Origin of the sequence: Novosphingobium tardum (assembly GCF_042652045.1) — a bacterium.
Classification (GTDB): domain Bacteria; phylum Pseudomonadota; class Alphaproteobacteria; order Sphingomonadales; family Sphingomonadaceae; genus Novosphingobium; species Novosphingobium tardum.
In genome coordinates, this window is the sequence record NZ_JBHSDR010000003.1 from 1,141,103 (window position 1) to 1,160,856 (window position 19,754).

The following is a 19,754-nucleotide window of genomic DNA, read 5'->3' on the forward strand; positions in this document are numbered from 1 at the left end:
CGTTACTTACCCCCGTTTTCGGTAGACGTCTGCTTCAGGCCCTGCTCGCCCGTGGGCTTGGCCTGGCGATAGCTGTCGATGGCCTTGCTCGAAGTGAGCACGGTCGTTTCGCCGGTGCCCTTCTCGCCGTGGATCAGGTGTTCCGGATCCGCGACCATCGAGGCCAGGTTGCCGTTGATCGCGCAGCCGTAGCCGGGCGAGGTGGCGTTGTTCATGCTGAAGTCGGACTTCATCGACCAGTCGGGACAGCCCGGGACCGACGCGGTCGTGCGGGTCACCACGACGCGGGCAGCGCCCGACGGGACTGCACCCGGAGTGACCGGCGCGGTGTCGCTCACCAGCAGGCCGTAGCGTGCCGCAACCGCTTCGACCGAAGCGCGCGCGGCGCCGCCATAAGAGGGGTCGTCGATCGCGATGCGGTCGCCGTAGCGCAGGTCCATTGCCTCGAACCAGCCGGCGAGCCGGCGCTGTTCCGGGATCGAGAGGCCGTCGGGACCGGACTGAACGTCGAGCGTGTAGTTGGTCCGCGCGACGACCGGTTGCCTAACGCTTTCCAGCGAGTGATTGGCCGGCATCGTTCCGCAGGCCGAAAGGGCCAGCCCGAGCGAGAGGGTGATGGCGCCGGCCAGCAGACGGCGCGGCGTGCGTGTCAACGAAGGAGACATGTCTTGCACCTTTCTCACTTGAGGCTGAAGCCGGGGGTGGCGCCCGCGTCGGCGGAACGCTGACCCTTGCGGAACCGCTTGCCGGACTTGGGATCGACTGCGGGGACCGCGTCGAGCGAGCCCACCTGCGGGTTGGCCGGGGCCGTTTCGACCGCCTGCGGAACCGCGCGCGATGCGCCCGACTTGCCGGCATTGTCCATGTTGCCGAGAAGGCGCTGGATGTCGTTCGGCGTGCGGAAGCCGTCGGTCGGCAACTTGATCGAATTGGCGTCGACCGGATTCACGAGGTAAGGCGTGACGACGATGACCAGCTCGGTCTCGCCCTTCTGGTACGAAGTCGACCGGAACAGGCTTCCCAGGATCGGCAGGTCGCCGATGCCGGGTGCCTTGCTCACGTTGTTCAGCGCCTTGTTGGAAAGCAGGCCCGCAATCATGAAGCTTTGGCCCGAGCCGAGTTCGATCGTCGTCTCGGCGCGCCGGATGGTCAGCGCCGGAACCTGGAAGCCGTTGAGGTTCACCGCGCCCTGGCTCGAAAGCTCGGACACTTCGGGGCGAACGCGCAGCGAGATCCGGCCATTGGCAAGGACGGTGGGCGTGTAGGCGAGGCTGACGCCATACTTCTTGTATTCGATCGAGGTCGTGCCGAGGCCTTGGCTGATCGGGATCGGATATTCGCCGCCCGCCAGGAAGTCAGCGGTCTCGCCCGACAGCGCGGTGAGGTTGGGCTGGGACAACGTGGTCACGAGACCGTCGGTCTCGGCCAGGTCCAGCGCGCTCGCGATGTCGAGGCCCAGGAACTTGCCGAACCCGGCGATGGCGGTCTTGCCGGCCTGGCCGACGAAGTTCTTGGTGCCGTCCGCATTGAACGAAACCGAACCGGCGCGGCCCTGGGCGATCCCGAACTGGAAGCCGCTGGTGTTGTCACGGGTAAGCAGGTTGACGCCGAGTTCGCGGACCAGCGAACGGCTGACCTCGGCGAACTTGACCTGAAGGTTCACCTGCAGCGGCGTTGCGGTCCGCAGGCGGCTGATGACATTGGTCTTGTCGGTGACGAAGGCCTTGACCAGCCGCTCGGCCTCGGCGGCATCTTCGGGCGCGGCGACCGTCCCCGTCAGTAGCACGGTGCCGTTCATCGTCGCCACGTTGACCTTGGCGTCAGGCATGGCGAGGTGGAGCATCTGATCGACGCTGTCGATGTTGGAGCCGACCCGGATGTTAGCCGACCAGATCACCGCGCCCGCAGCGTTGCTGGCGTAGACCGTGGTCTCGCCGCCTTCCTTGCCGAAGACGTAGAGCTGATTGGCCGACTTCACCTGGACGTCGGCAATGCTTTCGTCGGCGACGAAGACGTCCGACATCCGTCCGGGAATGGTGACCAGCTGGCCACGCCCGATCGAGAGCACGATGTCGTTGGCCGGGCGGTTGAGCGACTGCGCCGAGGCGCTAGAGGCGGGAACCAGGGCCAGCGGAGCGAGCGTACAGGCCGCACTCAGCAGGGTAGCGATCAGTCGGCGTTTCATTGAATTGCCCCTCGAAATTTCGTTGCGTTTGGTGCGCGTCCCCACGCGCTCCAGATTACCTGCTTACCGGCACCTCGACGGTGCTCTTGCCCCTGGTGACGCGCACGATCGGGCCGGAGCTCACGGTCACGGTGACCGGGCGAGCCTGGGCGGCGGCGAAAGACGCGGGAGTTACGAAGGCTCCGGGCGCGGGCCGTGCTGGCGCCGCGGCGGGCATCGAGCGGCGCTGGAAGCGCGACACGTCGCCACCGGTCACGAAGGTGCTGCCGTTGTCCATCGGACGGCTCATCGCGGCCTTGAGGAGCTTTTCTTCCTCTTCCTTCGATGCGCCCTCGGGTACCGAAATGTCGCCCGCTGCAATCGCGCGCTCGAGCTCGGACTGGTTGTCGGCGATCGAGCGCAGCGACAGGCTGAGCGTGCCGATGGTCTGCGCCACCGCGATCTTCTCGGCGATCTTGGGCGTCACTTCGAGCGTGACGGTGCGGAACTGCTTCACGACGGTCTTGCCTTCGACGACCGCGGTATCGGTCGACTGGTCGGTGGCGAGCACGCGAAGGTTGCGCAGGATGGTCTCCGCCGCCTTGAGCGCTTGGCCGCCGTCCTCGCCCTTGACCGTCTGGGTCAGCATGAGGTCGACATGGTCGCCCGGGAACACGAAGCCGCCGACGCCGGTCTTGGCCGACACGGGAACGGTGATCGCACGCATGCCCGGTCCGAGCGCTGCGGCCAGGAAGCCGCGATCGCCCGGCGCGACGAGCGAGCCTTGCGTCATCGGTTCGCCTGCGGTGATGGGAAAGCGTACGACGGTGCCGAGCAGCTTGGAAATGTCTGCCTCGCCGTCGATGAAGTAGGCGTCCTGCACCATGTCCTTCGGCCAGGCCTGATAAGCCACCGAATCCGCGGTGATGATCGTGCCTACCGGCAAGGCTCGCTGGGCGACGAGGACCTTGGGTCCCTTGGCCTCGAGCTGGGCGGCTTCCGCCTGTGGCGAACCGGCCCCTGCGAAAACGCTCCGGGCAGCAAAGGCGGTGCCGATCGCCACGATCAGCGCCCCCACCAGCAGCATCAGCTTCTTCTTGTCCATGGCTTACACCCGCCCCTTGCAGTTCCGCCCCGTCCTATCGGGCAAAATGGTTAATTTGAGGTTGATCCCGTTCGTCAGCCAAGCTGCCCGGCCGTGGGCCAGTAGCTGGTAGTCAGCACCCAGAGCCCCGCGGTCGCGATTGCGACGCCGTAGGGGATCTGAACCTTCCCCTTCCGCTGGGCGAGTTTGTGCCACGAGGCGACGATGATGGTCAGCACACCGCCGATCAGCGCCATCATCACCAGCAGCTTGAGGAAAGGCACGATGGGGAGCCAGAGCGCGAGCGCGGAAAGCAGCTTCACGTCGCCGCCGCCCATGGCGCGGATTGCGAAAAGCCCGGCCAGCGCCAGGAACGCGGCAAATGCAATGCCCACCTGCATGGCCACGCCGGGCCACAGGGAAAGGCCGCTCGCCCACCAGTAGAGCGGCGCGGCAAGCGCCACGCCGGCGGTTAGCCAATTGTCGATCTCGCGCCGGCGAATGTCGGTGCAGGCCGCGACAAGCAGCGCGATTGCCAAGGCTGCGAGCAGCCCGTAAGAAAAATTTACCCCCGTCATGGGGACCTACGTAGTCACCATGACTTACCAAAAAGTAACTATCGCCGGGAAGTCGGGATTATCCACACAGACCAGGCCAGCCCCGTCGCGCCGCACCGCTCCGGCGCAGCTGCGTTCGATCGACGCGCCATCCCGTCCGGCGCGGTGGAAGGACATTGGCAGACCGCCGACGGCCAAACGATCCGCCGGATCGATTGGTTCCCCCAGCCCGGCAGCACCGCGCGCGGCTCGCTGCTGTTCCTTCCCGGTCGCGGCGATTTCTACGAGAAGTATCTCGAGACGCTGGATCACTGGGCTGCGCTCGGCTGGCGGGTCACCGCGATCGACTGGCGGGGGCAGGCGGGTTCCGGCCGCTTCGGCAGCGATGCACTGACCGGGCACATTGCCGATTTCGGGATATGGGTGGCTGACCTTGCCGCGTTCTGGAGCGACTGGAAGGCGGAGGGGCAGGGCCAGTTGGTGCTCGCCGGCCATTCGATGGGCGGGCACCTTGCGCTCCGCGCGGTCGCCGAACACGCGGTCGATCCCGATGCGCTGGTCCTCAGCGCACCGATGCTGGGCTTTCTAGACAAGGGCGTGCCCGCCGGCCTGATGCACGGCCTCGCCGCGCTCATGGCTAGGCTGGGAGACGACCGCCGCCCGGCCTGGAAATGGAGCGAGAAGCCGGGCGAGAAGCTGGCATTTCGCGCCCGCCTGCTCACTCACGACACCGAACGCTACGCCGACGAGATCTGGTGGCGCGAGCACCGTCCCGAGATCGCGATGGGACCCGGGAGCTGGCGCTGGGTCGAGCGGGGTTATGCCTCGATGCGCGCGCTTGCGGTCCGCGGGGTGCTCGAGGCCGTGACGATTCCGGTCATTATTGTCGCGGCGGCGGAAGACGGCCTGGTCAGTTATCCCGCGATCGAACGGGCAGCGCAGCGGCTTCCCCGTGCCCAGCTGGTGACCTTCGGGCCCGAGGCGCGGCATGAAATTCTGCGGGAATCCGATCCCGTGCGAGACAAGGCCTTGCGCGTGATCGATTCCTTTCTCGACCAGGTGGTCCCGCCACGGGCATGAGCGAGCGTTTCGATATCGCGATCGTTGGGGCCGGCATGGCCGGGGCCTCGCTTGCCGCCGAACTGTCGGGCGACGCCCGGGTCGTGCTGCTCGAAGCCGAGGATCGGCCCGGCTACCACTCGACCGGACGTTCCGCCGCTTTCTGGGAGGAAAGCTACGGTGGCCCGCAAGTCTATCCGCTGACCGCTGCCTCCGAGGACTATCTAAGGGAGCACGGCTTTCTCTCTCCGCGCGGGGCTCTTAACATCGGGCGCGAGAAGGACCGCGCGCTCGTAGAGGCATTCGTCGCCCGCTTCGCCCAAGCCGGGGTGCGGATCGAACTTCTCGACCGCGTCGGCATCGAGGCCCACGTTCCAGGCCTGCGCGCTGAGTGGACATGCGGCGCGTGGGAGCCGGCCTGTGCCGACATCGACGTGGCCGGGCTCCACGCGCACTACCTGGCGCTTGCCCGCCGCAATGGCGCGGATCTGTTGACGCGGGCGAACGTGTCCGCGGCGTCGCGTAACGGCGCCGGCTGGCGCATTGACGCAGGCCAGGCCGGGGAAATCCGCGCGGGCATCCTGGTCAATGCTGCCGGCGCCTGGGCGGATCGCGTGGCCGAGATCGCGGGTGCGGCGCCGCTCGGCATCTCCCCCAAGCGACGCACGGTCGCGCAACTGCGCACCGTGCCTCCGCCGCCCGCCTCGCTGCCGCTGGTGCTCGACATCAGTGAGCGGTTCTATTTCAAGCCCGAGTCAGGCCGCCTGTGGTTGTCGCCGCACGACGAGGAGCCTTCGGACCCATGCGACGCGGCGCCCGAGGAATTGGCGGTCGCGGAGGCGATCGACCGTTTCGAACGGGTGGTCGACTGGCGGGTGGAGGCTGTCGAGCGGCGGTGGGCGGGGCTGCGCAGTTTCGCGCCCGATCGACTGCCGGTGTACGGTTTCGACCCGCGCGCAGCAGGATTCTTCTGGTTCGCGGGGCAGGGCGGGTTCGGGATCCAGACCGCGCCGACGGCCGCGCGGCTTGGTGCGCAACTGCTGCTGGGCCTTCCTCGCGATGCGATGACCGAACGGCTGGACGCGGCGCTCTATTCCCCTGCGCGTTTCGGATGACGCGATTGTAGCTGGCGCCGGTATTTCGAACGGTTAAGTTGGCCGGCGGTCACCCAGCATAAAGGGAGAGCATTCATGGCGCATCGGTTCGAGATCCGGAAAAACAAGGCCGGGGAATTCGTGGCGTATTTCTGCTTCAACAAGGAAGCGATCTTCTGGACGGAAGGGTACAAGTCCAAGAGCGGCGCACAGAACGCGATCGATTCGATCCTCAAGAACGGGCCGGGCGCACCGGTCGAGGATACGACCTCAACCTGACGGGCGCGGCCCCTTAGCGCTGGCTGGCGGCAACGGCCGCGTCGCTGGCCAGCCGATCCACCCGCTCGTTCTCGGGGTGGCCGTTGTGGCCGCGCACCCAGACCCATTCGACCTGATGCGGCAGCGCGGCCGCGATCAGTTCGTGCCACAGCTCTGCGTTCTGGACCGGTTTGCGGCTCGCGGTCTTCCAGCCGTTGCGCTTCCACCCCTCGACCCAGCGGGTGATCCCTTCGAGCACGTACTTGCTGTCGGAATGAAGTGTCACGGCGCAGGGTTCGATCAGTGCTTCGAGCGCCTTGATCGCTGCGGTAAGTTCCATCCGGTTGTTCGTCGTCAACGGATCGGAACCCGACATTTCCTTTTCGTGTCGGCCCATGCGCAGCAGCGCTCCCCACCCGCCGGGGCCGGGGTTGCCCTTGCAAGCACCATCCGTGAAAATCTCGACGCTCTTCATGCAACTCGGTTCTTGAATAAATGGATCAGGCGAAGAGGTCCGCATTGGCGGGATCGGCATAGAATTCAAGCCGCCTTGCAAAGGCCAGCGGGTCCTTGCGTGTCACCATTGCGCCAGGCGGAGTGTTCACCCAATCGAAAGCGCGGGTAAGCACGAAGCGCAGCGCCGCCCCGCGCGCCAGTCTCGTCATCGCCGCACGCTCCGCAGGTTCGATCGGCCGCACCGCCTCGTATCCGGCGAGTAGCGCCTGCGAGACCGCAGGACTGAAATGTTCGCCCGCCTTGTCGAAGCACCAGGCGGCGTGAGTGACGGCGAGGTCGTAGGCCATCGCGTCGGTGCACGCGAAATAGAAGTCGATGAGTCCCGAAACGCGGTCATCGACCATCAGGACGTTATCCGGAAACAGGTCGGCGTGAATGACCGACGAGGGCAGGTTCGCTGGCCAATCCGTTTCCGCCGCCGCCACCTCGCGCTCGACCAGCCGGCCAAGACCGAAGGCATTTCCGGGATCGATCTCGTCCCAGTGCCCCGCGCATGCAGCGGCAAGCGGGGGCCAGCCGATTGGCCCGAGCGTGTTGGCGCGCTCGCCGGCAAAGCTGCGCGCGGCGATATGCATGCCCGCCAGAGCTGCGCCAACGCTGCGCGCCTGGGCCGGCGTCGGCTGGTCGAGCGAGACGCCGGGCAGGAACTCTATCAACGCCAGCGCCTTGGCGTCAGGACCGATCCCCAACATGCGGAACGCCGCGCCCTGGCGATCGTGGATCGTGCGCGGGACAGGACAGCCAGCGGCAGCGAGGTGATCGAGCAGGCCCAGGAAAAACGGCAGATCGGCTGGCTTCACGCGCTTCTCGTAAACGGTCAGAATGAACCGCGCGCCCGCGCCGTCGCGACCGGCGGTGTCGACCAGCCAGTTGGAATTCTCCACGCCCTCGGCGATGCCCTTGGCCGAGACGAGGCCGCCGACATCGTATTCGGCGAGCAGCGCGGCCATCTCTTCGGCCCCGATATGGGTATAGACCGCCACGCGCCGGAACTGTCAGCCGACGAGCTGGCGCGGCAGCTTGAAGACGATCTTTTCGTCGGCGGTGGTGATGGTCTCTTCGCTCACGGTGCGCCACTTGCTCACCTGCTCGACCACCTCGCGCACCAGCACCTCGGGCGCGGAGGCCCCGGCAGTCAGTCCCAGGGTCTCCACACCGTCGAGCCACTCGGGAAGGATATCGGCCCCCCGCCCGATCAGCCGGGCCGCAATACCGCATCTCTCCGCCACTTCGACGAGACGGACAGAATTGGAACTGTTGGGCGCCCCGATCACGAGGACGAGCTGGCAGCGCGGCGCTATCGCCTTCACCGCCGCCTGCCGGTTCGACGTGGCGTAGCAGATGTCCTCGGCCTTGGGGCCGGTGATCGCGGGGAAGCGAGTGCGAAGCGCGGAGACGATCTCCGCCGTATCGTCGACCGACAGGGTGGTCTGGGTGAGAAAGGCAAGCGGGGCATCGGCGGGAAAGTTGAGTGCCGCCACGTCTTCGAGCGATTCGACGAGCGTGATCCGGTCTTCCGGCACCTGGCCGAATGTGCCGATCACTTCGGGATGGCCGCGGTGGCCGATGAAGACGATGTGCCGGCCCGCCTCGATCTGGCGTTCGGCCTGGCGGTGCACCTTGCTCACCAGCGGGCAGGTAGCATCGAGCCAATCAAGCCCCCGGCTCGTCGCTTCCTCGGGCACCGACTTCGGCACGCCGTGGGCGGAAAAGACCACCGGGGCGCCATTGGGCACTTCGTCGAGCTCCTCGACGAAAACCGCTCCCTTCTCCCTCAGTCCATTGACCACGAAGGCGTTGTGGACGATCTCGTGGCGGACAAAGACCGGCGCGCCAAACTGTCCGATCGCGCGCTCGACGATCTCGATCGCGCGGTCGACGCCGGCACAAAATCCACGCGGCGCGGCGATCAGAAGCGTAAGCGGCGGTTTGCTGTCGGCAACCGGCGTGGGACAGGGGGCGTTCATGCCCCGCCCCATAGGCGCAAATGCCGCCTTTCGCAAAGCCGCCGGGGTGGCTAGAGCAGGCGCGGCCGGCCTCGCCACCGCAAGGGCGCAGGTATTCTGCCGGCAATGTGACGAGGAATGGAATTCATGATCGCTTGGCCGACCCGCACCCTTGCCCTGATCGCCGTGCCCCTTCTGGCGCTTGGCGCGGGTGCCTGCGCCAAGAAGGGCGAACTGGTCATCGATTCCGGCGTCGGAGTGACCGCGCTGCGCAGTTCCTGCCCGACGGTGGGCGTGCCGAACTACACTGGCGACGTGACCTTGTTCACCGCTCCCGGGCGGACCGATGCCGGCGCGATCGACGTTGTCGCCAGCATGACCGACCTGCGCAGCCAGTGCAGCGAATCGACCGACAAGATCTACACCGCGGCGACTTTCGAGGTTCTTGGCCGCCGCACTGACGTGCGGGGTGCGCGGCAGGTCCAGTTGCCCTACTTCATTACCGTCGTGCGCGGCGGCAGCGCCGTGGTCAGCAAGCGGGTAGGCACGGTCACGCTCGACTTCGCGGACGGGCAGGAACGCGCCCAAGGCCGCGGTCAGGCTGCGGCTTATGTCGATCGCGCCGAAGCAACGCTTCCCGCCGACATCCGCGCGAAGATCACCGCCAAGCGCAAGGCGGGCGACGAATCCGCCGCGGTCGATCCGCTCAACGAGCCGGACGTGCGCGCGGCGCTCGCCCGGGCGAGCTTCGAACTGCTGGTCGGTTTCCAGATGAACGAGCAGCAATTGACCTACAACGCTACCCGATGATGCGCGGCTGATCATCTCGCGCCCGCGTTTTCCGCGGGTTTTGCCGGCACGATCGTCCCGTATCTGCGGTTCGCGTGCGATTTTCCAAGTGGCCCGCCATGACCGATTTCACCGACAACCTTCACGCCGCGTTCGCGCACCACATCGACGCCGCGCTCGATCGCCTGGAAGCGGCGGGTACGCTGCCGGCCGGCCTCGCGCGCGGAGCGATCACTTGCGAGCCTCCGCGCGATCCCTCGCATGGCGACCTGTCGACCAATGCGGCGATGGTCCTGGCCAAGCCAGCGAAGACGAACCCGCGTGCGCTGGCGGAGGCACTGGGCGAAGAGCTGAAGGGCGCTCCCGGGGTCGTAGCGGTCGAGATCGCCGGGCCGGGCTTCATCAACCTGCGTCTTGCCGACGATGCCTGGCTTGACGAACTGCGGGCGATAGCGCGCTCGGGCCAGGCCTATGGCCGTTCTTCGTTGGGCGCGGGGCAGCGGGTCAATGTCGAGTATGTTTCGGCCAACCCGACCGGGCCGATGCATATGGGGCACTGCCGCGGCGCGGTTGTCGGCGATGCGCTGGCCAAGCTGCTGGAATTTGCGGGCCACAAGGTCACGCGCGAATACTACGTAAACGACGCCGGCGGACAGGTGGACGTTCTCGCCCGCTCGGCGCACCTGAGATACCGCGAGGCTCTTGGAGAGGACGTCGGCGAAATTCCCGAGGGTCTTTACCCGGGAGAATACCTGCTCCCGGTCGGCCAGGCGCTGGCCGCGGAGTTCGGCGACCGGTACACAAAGGCGCCCGAGGGCGAGTGGCTGGCGTTGTTCCGTGCCCGCGCGGTCGCCGCGATGCTCGACATGATCCGCGCCGACCTCGCGCTGCTCGGCATCCACCACGATCTCTTCAGCTCGGAGGCGGAGCTTCAGGCGGCAGGAAAGCCCGCTGCCGCAGAGGCGTGGCTGCGCGCTCACGATCTCGTTTACGACGGCATCCTCGAAGCGCCCAAGGGCAAGGAGCCGGATGACTGGGAACCGGTCGTCCTGCCGCTGTTCCGCTCGACCCGTTTCGGCGACGACCAGGATCGGCCGATCCGCAAGTCGGATGGGACCTGGACTTATTTCGGTGCCGATCTGGCCTATCACTTCCAGAAGGCCGAAAGCGCCGATGCGCTCGTCGACATCTGGGGCGCGGACCATGCCGGCACGGTCAAGCGGATCAAGGCGGCGGTCGCGGCGCTGACCGGCGCCGATGGCGCCGCGCCCAAGCCGTTCGAGATCAAGATCGTGCAGATGGTCCAGCTTCTGCGCAACGGCGTGCCGGTGAAGATGTCCAAGCGCAGCGGCAATTTCGTTACGCTGGCCGACGTCGTGCGCGAAGTGGGCAAGGACGTCGTGCGTTTCACGATGCTTACCCGCAAGCCAGACGCGCAGATGGACTTCGATTTCGCCAAGGTGGTCGAAGCGTCGAAGGACAACCCGGTCTTCTACGTGCAGTATGCCCATGCGCGGATTCGCTCGACCCTGCGCAAGGCGGCGGCCGAAGGCATTTCCCCCGACGCGGCGGCGCTCGACCGGCTGGGCGCTGAGGAGCTGAGCCTTGTCAAGTTCGCGGCCCAGTTCCCCCGAGTGGTCGAGGCGGCGGCGATCGCACGGGAGCCACATCGGATCGCCTTCTTCCTCGACGACCTTGCCGCGGCGTTCCATGCCTATTGGAATCTGGGCAACGACCGTCCCGACAAGCGCTTCATCGTGGCGCAAGACCCCGCGCTGACGGGGGCGAGACTTTTTCTCGGCAATGCGATCGGGCAGGTGATAAGGAACGGCCTGGCCTTGCTCGGGGTGGAGGCGGCCGAGGAGTTGTAGGATATGGCGGGCAGCGACAAGAAGGCCAACCGAAAGTCTTTCCTGCAGGGCGACGACCTGCCGCTGGACGATTCGATCGCTTCCTCGGGCGACGAACCGTGGAGCGAAGCAGCGGCCTTTGCCGACTATGACGATGCAGCCGCCGATGCCGCTGCTGCCGGCACGCCGTTCATCAGCGAGCCGGCGCGGCTGGACTTTCCCGAGGACGACCGCCTGCCATGGCTGGAATCCGCCGACGACATCGACGACGCCGGAGATGTCGACAAGGGCAGGGTCATCGCGATGCTGGTGCTCGGCCTCGTCACTCTGGCGATGGTCGTCGGCGGCGTCTGGATCGCCACCCATCGCGGTGGCTTCGATCGCCAGGCCGACGGCAGCCTGATCCGGGCCGAGGCGGGGCCGTACAAGGTCCGGCCCAGCGATCCCGGCGGCAAGACCTTTGCCGGCACCGGCGATGCGAGCTTTGCGGTGAGCGAGGGCAAGACCCGCGGCGCCAAGCTGGCAGGCAGCGACGCACCGGCCCCGGCGACGCCGGTGGATAACCGCCCTGGGTTCGCAGCGACGCAGGAAGGAACGCCGACACCCGGCCAGGCCGCCGGCGGCGTGGGGGTGCAGGTCGGCGCTTACATGAACAACGCCGCCGCGGAAGCGGGATGGGCAACGATATCCGGACTTAACCCTGTCCTGTCTTCGGTTCGACACCGCGTGGTCGAAGGCCGCGCCGATATCGGCAATGTTTATCGCCTCCAGGCCGTGGCGGCCGACCTGGCGGCAGCCAACGCCCTTTGCGCCCAGCTCAAGGCCAATGGCCAGGATTGTCAGGTCAAGCGGTAGCGAGGCCCTTGCGCGTCGCGCCCGTGCGGCGGAGCGTGGACATTTCCCCACGAAATCGGCCTGAACGCTTGCCGTAGGCGGGGTTATCCCGCAGATTCACGAGTATGACCCCGGCCATCTTCGGGCTTTCCGGGCCCACTCTCACCGCTGACGAGCGCGCATTCTTCCTCGATTCCGATCCGGCGGGCTACATCCTGTTCGGCCGCAACGTGCAAACCCGCGAACAGGTCCGGGCACTGACCGACGATCTGCGCGCGCTGCACGGTCGCGACCGCACCTTCATCTGCATCGATCAGGAAGGCGGCCGCGTCGCACGGATGAAGCCGCCGCACTGGCTGGCCTTTCCGCCGGGCGAGCGGTTCGATCGGCTCTACGACGTCGCTCCGGCCAGTGCGATAGAGGCGGCGCGCGCCAATGCTGAGGCGCTCGGCCTAGACCTTGCCGAAGCCGGGATCAGCGTCGATTGTCTTCCCCTGCTCGACGTTCGCCAGCCAGGCGCACACGATGTGATCGGCGACCGTGCTTTCGGTGCAGAACCGATGCGCGTCGCGGCGCTGGGCCGCGCGACGCTCGACGGCCTGGCCCGTGCCGGCGTCGCCGGCGTGGTCAAGCATATCCCCGGCCACGGCCGGACGACAACCGACACGCACAAGTCGATGCCGACCGTCACCGCCTCGGAAGAGGAGCTCAAGACGGACCTTGCGCCCTTCATCGCCCTGCGCGACGCACGGATCGCGATGACCGGGCACCTCCTGTTCACCGCCTGGGACAAGGACAATCCGGCCACCCTGTCGCCTTTCATCATCCACGAGATCATCCGCAAGCGGATTGGCTTCGACGGACTGTTGCTGACCGACGACCTCGACATGGAAGCCCTTTCCGGGACCGTTCCCGAGCGGGCGGAAAGGGCCATCGCGGCAGGGTGCGACATTGCGCTGAACTGCTGGGCTCGAATGGACGACATGCAGGAAATCGCTAACCGCCTTCCTGCGGTGTCCGCGCAGGGCCTCGCCCGGCTCGATCGGGCGCTCGAAGGCACCGCCGACTTCTCCGTTTACGCTGCACTGGCGGACCAGGCCCCTCTGGTCGCCAAGCGCGACCGCCTCCTCGCCTTGTGCGAGGAGGGCGAGCTTCCGGCGCGCACATGAACGCAGAACCGGTCCAGCCGGCGCTCTTCGCTGACGATGCGACCGAATGGACCGGCATTGCCGCGCCCGCTGATGACGAAGCGGCGCTCTATCTCGAACTCGACGGGTGGGAAGGACCGCTCGACCTTCTGCTCGACCTGGCGCGCCGCCAGCGGGTCGATCTGCGCACGATCTCGATCCTCGAACTGACCGACCAGTACCTGGCCTATATCGATCGGGCGGAGGCGTTGCGCCTCGAGCTGGCGGCCGATTACCTGGTGATGGCAGCTTGGCTCGCCTACCTGAAGTCGCTGCTCCTGCTGCCCCGCGAGGAGGGTGAGGAACCTAGCCCAGAGCAACTCGCGCTGCGCTTGCAGTTGCGGCTGCAACGGCTCGGCGCGATGCGCGAAGCCGGTGCGCGGCTCGTCTCGCGGGACAGGCTGGGGCGGGACGTGTTCCCGCGCGGCGCGCCCGAAGGCCTGCGCGTGGACCGCAAGGCGCTGTGGCAGTGCGACTGGTTCTCGCTCGTGCAGGCGTATGGCCAGGTAAAGGCGCGCACCGCGCCGGTCGTCCACATCGTTCGGGACCGGGCAGTGATGACGCTCGATTCGGCTCTCCAGCGGGTGTCCGCCATGCTCGGCGTGGCGCTGGACTGGATGGAACTGCGCGACTTCCTTCCGCCGCATGCCGCGCCCGACCTGCGCCGCTCGGCGCTGGCTTCCAGTTTCGTCGCAGCGCTCGAGCTTGCCCGCCAGGGCCGTGCCGAATTGGAGCAGGAGGAAACCTTCGGGCCGCTGATGCTGCGCCGGGGCAGGGGCCGTGGCTGAAGGCGACACCGCGCCCGACGATCTGGTCCGCGCGGTCGAAGCGACGCTGTTCGCGGCGCAGGAGCCGCTTACGGTCGATGCGCTTTCCACCCACTTGGGCGGCGCGGCAGTGCGCCCGGCGCTGGCCGTCCTGACCAAGCATTATGCCGGACGCGGCATCCAGCTCGTCGAGCGTGGCGGGCGATGGCACTTCCAGACCGCCTCCGACCTCGCGCACCTTCTCCGGCGTGAGCGCGAAGACGTTCGCCGCCTGTCGCGTGCCGGCACCGAGGTTCTCGCCATCATCGCCTATCACGAGCCGGTAAGCCGGGCCGAAATCGAATCCATCCGCGGGGTGCAGACCGCCAAGGGCACGCTCGACGTTCTCATGGAAGCGGGATGGGTGCGCGTCGCCGGGCGTCGTGAGGTTCCGGGCCGGCCGGTGATCTATGCAACGACTCCCGAGTTCCTCGCTCACTTCGGGCTCGCCTCCCGCCGTGATCTGCCGGGGATCGACGAGCTCCGCGCGGCCGGGTTGCTCGATCCGATCGACGATGCACTTGCTGCGCTTGGCGGAGATCCGGCAGAGGACAAGGGGGAGCTGGGCGACGCCGACGACGAGGAAGATGAGGCGGGCGACGATTCGGCTGACTGACTGGCAAGCTGGCCGGTTATCACCTACATGGGGGCAGCGCCCGGATAGCCGGGCATGGCGGAGTATGTTTCGATGGGTGGTTTGTCCCTGCCGCACCTGATCGTGGTGGGCTTGATCGTGCTGGTCCTGTTCGGCCGAGGCCGGATTTCGGAAATGATGGGCGATTTCGGGAAGGGCATCAAAAGCTTCAAGCAAGGCATGGCGGACGAGACCGACCGTCCGGTCGTCGCGCCGCCGCCCCGGATCGAGCATCAGCCCCCGCAGGCCGCTGCTGCACCGGCGCCCGCTACGCGCGCCGCAGCGCCGATGGACTACGATCCGGTCAGCGCGCCGCCCACGACCGATCCCAATCCTCCGCACCCCGTGCCGCATTCTGCAGCCACGCCCGCACCCTCGGCCCCGCTGCCGTATGACCCGGTAACCGCACCCGCCACCGCCGACGATCCGGACAAGCGCGGCTGACAGGCATTCCGCCGGCGAAAGCGGCACCATGTTCGATGTAGGCGCTTCCGAGCTGCTGCTAGTGGTCATCGTCGCGATCGTCGTGATCGGGCCGAAGGACCTGCCCATGGCATTGCGCACCGCTGGCAGGTGGATCGCAAAGCTGCGCCGCATGTCGAATCACTTTCGCAGCGGGATCGAGACGATGATCCGCGAAGCGGAACTCGAGGAACTCGAGGCGAAGTGGCGAGAGCAGAACGCTGCGATCATGGCGGCAAATCCCGACGAAACAGCCGTCGCTCCTGCCGAACATGAACGCGGCAGAGATGACGCAAATAAGCCCGCAGTTCCAGCGGACGATCCGGCCGCGCCGCGCCTGCCGTTAGGCGATCCACCGCCATGAGGCCGCCCAAGCTGGCCCTGCGCGATATCGACGAGACCCAGGCGCCCTTGCTCGACCACCTGATCGAACTGCGGACGCGGCTTCTGCGCTGCGTCTATGCGCTCGGGGCAGCGTTTGCGGTCTGCTATTACTTCGCCGACGAAATATTCGGAATCCTTGTCCGGCCGCTGACCCAGGCATTCGGTCCGGGGCAGGGGACGCTGATCTATACCAAGTTGTACGAAGCGTTCTTCGTGAACATCAAGGTGGCGCTGTTCGCGGCGTTCTTCGTCAGCTTTCCGGTCATCGCGAACCAGTTGTGGGCGTTCGTCGCGCCGGGCCTCTATGCGCGCGAGAAGCGGGCGTTCCTGCCCTTCCTGATCGCCACCCCGATCCTATTCGCCGCGGGCGCGTCGCTCGCCTACTTCGTGGTGATGCCCACCGCTTTCCACTGGTTCCTTGGGTTCGAGGGGAATCGGGGCGGGCTCAAGCTTCAGGCGCTTCCGGGAACGGGCGATTACCTTGCGCTGGTGATGCAATTCATCCTGGCGTTCGGCATCAGCTTCCTGCTGCCGGTCCTGTTGCTGTTGTTGAACCGGGCGGGCATCGTGAGCCGCGCGCAGCTCGCCAAGGTGCGGCGCTATGTTATCGTGATCATCTTCGCGGTGGCGGCGGTCGCAACCCCGCCGGATGTTGTTTCGCAATTGATGCTGGCCATTCCACTGCTGTTGCTGTTCGAAGGCTCGCTGCTCGTCATGCGGCTGACCGAGCGGAGCGATGCCAAGCGCAAGGCGCTAGAGGCAATGGAAGCGCCTGCCCAGACGGATGAAGCCGTCTCCTGATCGTTTGCTGCCGGGCCTAAGGCCACCGCGCTGACCGACCCCGCCAGGTGACGGCATTTCTAGCCGCCGCCACCGGATTCAGGGCAAAAAAAAGCGGGACACGAGGCCCCGCTTTTCAATTCGAAAACCGAACAGCTTACGGGCTGTTGGGCTTGTCGTTGTTGTTGTCGACCAGGAAGTAGATCCCGGCGCCGAACAGGACAACCGCGAGAACGAGCAGGAGGGTCGAAGAACCGCCCACCTGGCTAGCGTCGGAAACCGGCGCCGCCGCACGATCCAGAGCCGGAGCGGTCTGGGCCAGAACGGGGGTAGCAGTCAGGGTCAGAGCTGCGACAGCGGCAGCCATGGTACGGAACTTCATTGAATCGTCTCCTTTTGAGCTCTTTCGAACCGTCGCTTAGTGCAACTTCATTAGTTGCACAAGACACTACAAACATTACCCCTCACACGAATAGACGGCCTCCCACCGGCAATTCGCTGCAGAGCATCAATCGCGAGGCACGCTTTCAAAGGAACGTTGCCCACACCAACTTATTAAACGCAAACCCGAATTTGTCCACCCGTTTTGCGTCCGTTACCGATCGGGTGGTTGCCAGATCGTTAATGGCCGCATGAGTTTAACGCAATCAATCTACCAGCGGGAGGGCTGGTCGCCGTCCTAACGCCCGATGGGCTTGTCGCGTTCCCTGCCGGCTTCAAAAACTTTCTGGCCGCCTATCCATGTTTCAATGACATGCGTCTGACGCAGGGCGGCGGGCGCCGCGACCAAGGGATCGGTGTCGATGATTACGAAGTCCGCCCATAGGCCCGGCGCAAGTCGACCGAAGCGCTGCTCGGCGAATCCGGCATAAGCCGCACCCGTCGTGTAGCCCGCCAACGCGGCTTCGCGGCTGATCTTCTCCTGCGGTTGCCAGCCACCCGCCGGCTGACCGTCGGGGCCTTCGCGGCCGATTGCGGCGGCCATCCCCGCAAAAGGATCGGGCGCCTCGACCGGGGCGTCCGATCCGAAGGCCAGCACCGCCCCGCCGGCCGCGATTGAGCGCCAGGCGTACGCGCCCCCCAGGCGGGCAGGCCCGAGCCGGGTTTCGGCCATCGTGCGGTCCGAGACCTGGTGGATCGGCTGCATCGAGGCGATCACGCGCAAGCGCCCGAATCGGGCGATATCCGCCGGATCGACGATCTGCGCATGTTCCACTCGCCAGCGCCGGTCGCCCTTGTAGGTTTCCTGCAGGTCGTCAACCGCATCGAGCAGGGTGCCGTTGGCCTGGTCGCCGATCGCATGGACCGCGATCTGGAACCCGTCCATCGCCGCCCGGCTCATCAGGTTGCCGAGCTGCGTGGTGTTGAGCAGCGGATAGCCGCGACTGCCGGGACTGTCGGCATAGGGTGCCTTGAGCCAGGCGCCGCGCGATCCCAATGCCCCGTCGAGGTAAAGCTTCACCCCGTTCATCCGCAGGCGATCGTCGTAGAGCCAGGGAGTCGGCTCGGGCCCCGCGATCGAGAGCATGGCGTCGATTCCCAGCGCGTAGCTCATGATCCGGGTGCGCAGGCGGCCGAGGTCGCCCGCGCGGCGAAAAGTCTGCCAGTCGTCGAGCGAGGTGCCCATGTCGGCGGCGGCGGTCACGCCCCGCGCCCAGAGGATGCGCTGCGCCTTGTCGAAGGCGAGATCGCGGTCGACCGGGCGGGGCGGCGGTACGAACTTTTCGACGAGCTCGCTCGCGCCATCGACCAGCACGCCGGCGGGCCTGCCTCCCGGGCCGCGCTCGATGCGTCCTCCGACCGGATCCTTCGTTGCCGCATTTATCCCGGCGGCCGCCAGCGCGGCGCTGTTGGCCCAGCCCGCGTGCTCGTCGGCGCGGACGAGCCATACCGGCCGGCCGGGTACTACTGCGTCGAGTTCTGCGGCGGTTGGAAACCGGCCGAGTCCCCAGGTCTCCTGGTTCCAGCCGCGGCCGACGATCCACGGCCGGTCGGGATGCGCCGCAGCATAGGCGGCGATTCGCGCCTGAGCCTCGGCCAGCGTGCGCGTGTCGGAAAGGTCCAGGGTAAGCGTCGAAAAGCCCAGGCGCATCATGTGAAGGTGGGCATCGATCAGGCCGGGAATGAGGGTGCGACCCTTCCCATCGACCTGATATTGCGCCTTGGGCCGCTTGTCCTTGCGCTGGTAAAGCGCCCTGACTTTTCCGTCAGTCCCGAAGAGCATCGCGGAGAAGGTGCGAACCGCGCCCTTTTCGTCGAGCGTGATGCCGTTGACGTTCTCTACCAGGGTGTCGGCGCGCAGCGGCGCTGCCGCCAGCATCGCCAGCGTCGCAATCGCAGCGGCCGTCGTCCGGCCGAACCGAAACGTCATGCGGGTTCCCCGCGCTTCGGCCAGCGGCGGATGATGGCGCTGGTATCCTGCCTCCCCCCGCCCTTGGCCTGAACTTCGGCATAGAACTGGTCGATCAGCGCGGCGATCGGCACGGCGGCGCCGATGCTGCGGGCCTCGTCGATCGCCAGGCCGAGGTCCTTGCGCATCCAGTCGATGGCAAAACCGAAATCGAACGAGTCCTCGTCCATCGTCGCCCAGCGATTATCCATCTGCCAGCTTTGCGCGGCCCCGCCCGAGATCGCCTCGAACACCTTGCCGGTATCGAGCCGCGCGCTTTGGGCAAAGCGAAGAGCCTCGCTCAGCCCCGCGATAACGCCGGCAATGCAGATCTGGTTCACCATCTTGGTGGTCTGCCCCGCGCCCGGCTTCCCGACATGGGTGATCCGCGATGCATAAGCCTGCATGATCGGCCGCGCTGCTTCGACCGCCGCGGGGCTGCCGCCGCACATGATCGAGAGCGTTCCCTTTTCGGCGCCGGCCTGGCCTCCCGATACCGGGGCATCGACGCACAGGATTTCCTTGTCGCGCGCCTCGACGGCGATCTGGCGGGCTATTCGCGCCGAGACGGTGGTGTGGTCGATGAAAACCGCGCCACGCCTCAGCCGCGAGAACGCGCCTGCAGGACCGAGTACTACGTCGGCCAGGTCGTCGTCGTTGCCCACGCAACTCACCACGGCGTCCGCGCCTTCGGCAGCTTCTGCTGGCGTTCCGGCAACCCGGGCGGTCAGGCCGAGGGGCTCGGCTGCGGCAAGCCAGGCGTCGGCTCTTGCGGCGGTGCGATTGTAGATGGTGACCCGATGGCCCGCTTGCGCGAGGTGGCGGGCGATCGGTGTGCCCATGACCCCGAGGCCGAGGAAGGAGACGTTGAGGGCGGTCGGAAGAGGATCGGTCATGTGGCGGCGGGATAAGGGGGATTCGCCTCGCTGGCCAGATTTTCCTGTCGCGCTCGGCCCGCCAG

At 66.7% G+C, this 19,754-nt stretch carries 21 protein-coding genes and 1 pseudogene; 12 read left to right on the top strand and 10 right to left on the bottom strand.

The window, feature by feature from the left end:
- Positions 1-2: 2 nt before the first annotated feature.
- The 4 genes from ACFO0A_RS05690 to ACFO0A_RS05705 form a co-directional block, all read right to left on the bottom strand.
- Positions 3-665: a CpaD family pilus assembly protein gene (locus ACFO0A_RS05690; protein ID WP_379537998.1), complete on the bottom strand. Its 663-nt coding sequence runs from the start codon at positions 663-665 to the stop codon at positions 3-5.
- A 14-nt stretch (positions 666-679) separates the two neighbouring features.
- Positions 680-2,185, bottom strand: a complete 1,506-nt coding sequence (locus ACFO0A_RS05695) for a type II and III secretion system protein family protein (RefSeq protein ID WP_379537999.1) — start codon at positions 2,183-2,185, stop codon at positions 680-682.
- A gap of 55 nt (positions 2,186-2,240) precedes the next feature.
- Positions 2,241-3,269 carry a Flp pilus assembly protein CpaB gene (gene cpaB / locus ACFO0A_RS05700; protein WP_379538000.1) on the bottom strand — a complete coding sequence of 343 codons (1,029 nt, stop codon included), beginning with the start codon at positions 3,267-3,269 and terminating at the stop codon, positions 2,241-2,243.
- Between the two features lie 74 nt (positions 3,270-3,343).
- Entirely contained in the window at positions 3,344-3,826 is a 483-nt protein-coding gene (locus ACFO0A_RS05705) for an A24 family peptidase (RefSeq protein WP_379538001.1), read from the bottom strand.
- A 144-nt stretch (positions 3,827-3,970) separates the two neighbouring features.
- Here ACFO0A_RS05705 and ACFO0A_RS05710 point away from each other — a divergent pair, with 144 nt between their 5' ends.
- The 3 genes from ACFO0A_RS05710 to ACFO0A_RS05720 all read left to right on the top strand — a co-directional run bounded on the left by ACFO0A_RS05710 (position 3,971) and on the right by ACFO0A_RS05720 (position 6,237).
- Entirely contained in the window at positions 3,971-4,885 is a 915-nt protein-coding gene (locus ACFO0A_RS05710) for an alpha/beta fold hydrolase (protein ID WP_379538002.1), read from the top strand.
- Positions 4,882-5,979, top strand: coding sequence for an NAD(P)/FAD-dependent oxidoreductase (locus ACFO0A_RS05715; protein WP_379538003.1), 1,098 nt, complete (start codon positions 4,882-4,884; stop codon positions 5,977-5,979). Before ACFO0A_RS05710 ends, ACFO0A_RS05715 begins: the two co-directional genes overlap by 4 nt.
- Positions 5,980-6,054: 75 nt before the next feature.
- A complete protein-coding gene (locus tag ACFO0A_RS05720; RefSeq protein WP_379538004.1) occupies positions 6,055-6,237 on the top strand; it encodes a YegP family protein in 183 nt (60 codons plus the stop codon).
- A gap of 13 nt (positions 6,238-6,250) precedes the next feature.
- On the opposite strand, the gene rnhA is transcribed toward ACFO0A_RS05720, so the two are convergent.
- The 3 genes from rnhA to ispH are packed head-to-tail and all read right to left on the bottom strand — an operon-like array spanning position 6,251 to position 8,699.
- Positions 6,251-6,691, bottom strand: coding sequence for a ribonuclease HI (rnhA, locus tag ACFO0A_RS05725; RefSeq protein ID WP_379538005.1), 441 nt, complete (start codon positions 6,689-6,691; stop codon positions 6,251-6,253).
- 25 nt (positions 6,692-6,716) lie between these two features.
- Positions 6,717-7,715, bottom strand: coding sequence for a homoserine kinase (thrB, locus tag ACFO0A_RS05730; protein WP_379538006.1), 999 nt, complete (start codon positions 7,713-7,715; stop codon positions 6,717-6,719).
- A gap of 12 nt (positions 7,716-7,727) precedes the next feature.
- Complete coding sequence (gene ispH / locus ACFO0A_RS05735) at positions 7,728-8,699, bottom strand: 4-hydroxy-3-methylbut-2-enyl diphosphate reductase (protein WP_379538007.1); 972 nt, start codon at positions 8,697-8,699, stop codon at positions 7,728-7,730.
- 126 nt (positions 8,700-8,825) lie between these two features.
- Between ispH and ACFO0A_RS05740 the strand changes: the two genes are divergently transcribed.
- From ACFO0A_RS05740 to tatC, 9 genes and pseudogenes are all read left to right on the top strand, one after another.
- Complete coding sequence (locus tag ACFO0A_RS05740; RefSeq protein WP_379538008.1) at positions 8,826-9,488, top strand: hypothetical protein; 663 nt, start codon at positions 8,826-8,828, stop codon at positions 9,486-9,488.
- Between the two features lie 98 nt (positions 9,489-9,586).
- Positions 9,587-11,338, top strand: a complete 1,752-nt coding sequence (gene argS / locus ACFO0A_RS05745) for an arginine--tRNA ligase (protein WP_379538009.1) — start codon at positions 9,587-9,589, stop codon at positions 11,336-11,338.
- A gap of 3 nt (positions 11,339-11,341) precedes the next feature.
- Positions 11,342-12,172: an SPOR domain-containing protein gene (locus ACFO0A_RS05750; protein ID WP_379538010.1), complete on the top strand. Its 831-nt coding sequence runs from the start codon at positions 11,342-11,344 to the stop codon at positions 12,170-12,172.
- A gap of 104 nt (positions 12,173-12,276) precedes the next feature.
- Entirely contained in the window at positions 12,277-13,320 is a 1,044-nt protein-coding gene (gene nagZ, locus ACFO0A_RS05755; RefSeq protein WP_379538011.1) for a beta-N-acetylhexosaminidase, read from the top strand.
- Positions 13,317-14,126, top strand: a complete 810-nt coding sequence (locus tag ACFO0A_RS05760) for a segregation and condensation protein A (protein ID WP_379538012.1) — start codon at positions 13,317-13,319, stop codon at positions 14,124-14,126. The genes nagZ and ACFO0A_RS05760 overlap by 4 nt, the downstream gene beginning before the upstream one ends.
- On the top strand, positions 14,119-14,760 hold the full coding sequence (gene scpB, locus ACFO0A_RS05765; RefSeq protein ID WP_379538013.1) for an SMC-Scp complex subunit ScpB: 642 nt from the start codon (positions 14,119-14,121) through the stop codon (positions 14,758-14,760). The genes ACFO0A_RS05760 and scpB overlap by 8 nt, the downstream gene beginning before the upstream one ends.
- Positions 14,761-14,832: 72 nt before the next feature.
- A pseudogene (locus tag ACFO0A_RS05770) lies at positions 14,833-15,021 on the top strand (twin-arginine translocase TatA/TatE family subunit); the annotation flags it as partial.
- A gap of 229 nt (positions 15,022-15,250) precedes the next feature.
- Positions 15,251-15,604 (top strand): Sec-independent protein translocase protein TatB, encoded by a 354-nt coding sequence (tatB, locus tag ACFO0A_RS05775; RefSeq protein ID WP_379538014.1) that lies wholly within the window; start codon positions 15,251-15,253, stop codon positions 15,602-15,604.
- Positions 15,601-16,425, top strand: coding sequence for a twin-arginine translocase subunit TatC (gene tatC, locus ACFO0A_RS05780; protein WP_379538015.1), 825 nt, complete (start codon positions 15,601-15,603; stop codon positions 16,423-16,425). The genes tatB and tatC overlap by 4 nt, the downstream gene beginning before the upstream one ends.
- Before the next feature lie 136 nt (positions 16,426-16,561).
- Here tatC and ACFO0A_RS05785 read toward each other — a convergent pair whose 3' ends face one another.
- From ACFO0A_RS05785 to ACFO0A_RS05795, 3 genes are all read right to left on the bottom strand, one after another.
- Positions 16,562-16,786 (bottom strand): hypothetical protein, encoded by a 225-nt coding sequence (locus tag ACFO0A_RS05785; RefSeq protein WP_379538016.1) that lies wholly within the window; start codon positions 16,784-16,786, stop codon positions 16,562-16,564.
- A gap of 297 nt (positions 16,787-17,083) precedes the next feature.
- Positions 17,084-18,775 (bottom strand): amidohydrolase, encoded by a 1,692-nt coding sequence (locus tag ACFO0A_RS05790; RefSeq protein ID WP_379538017.1) that lies wholly within the window; start codon positions 18,773-18,775, stop codon positions 17,084-17,086.
- Complete coding sequence (locus tag ACFO0A_RS05795; RefSeq protein WP_379538018.1) at positions 18,772-19,689, bottom strand: NAD(P)-dependent oxidoreductase; 918 nt, start codon at positions 19,687-19,689, stop codon at positions 18,772-18,774. The genes ACFO0A_RS05790 and ACFO0A_RS05795 overlap by 4 nt, the downstream gene beginning before the upstream one ends.
- Between the last annotated feature and the right edge of the window lie 65 nt (positions 19,690-19,754).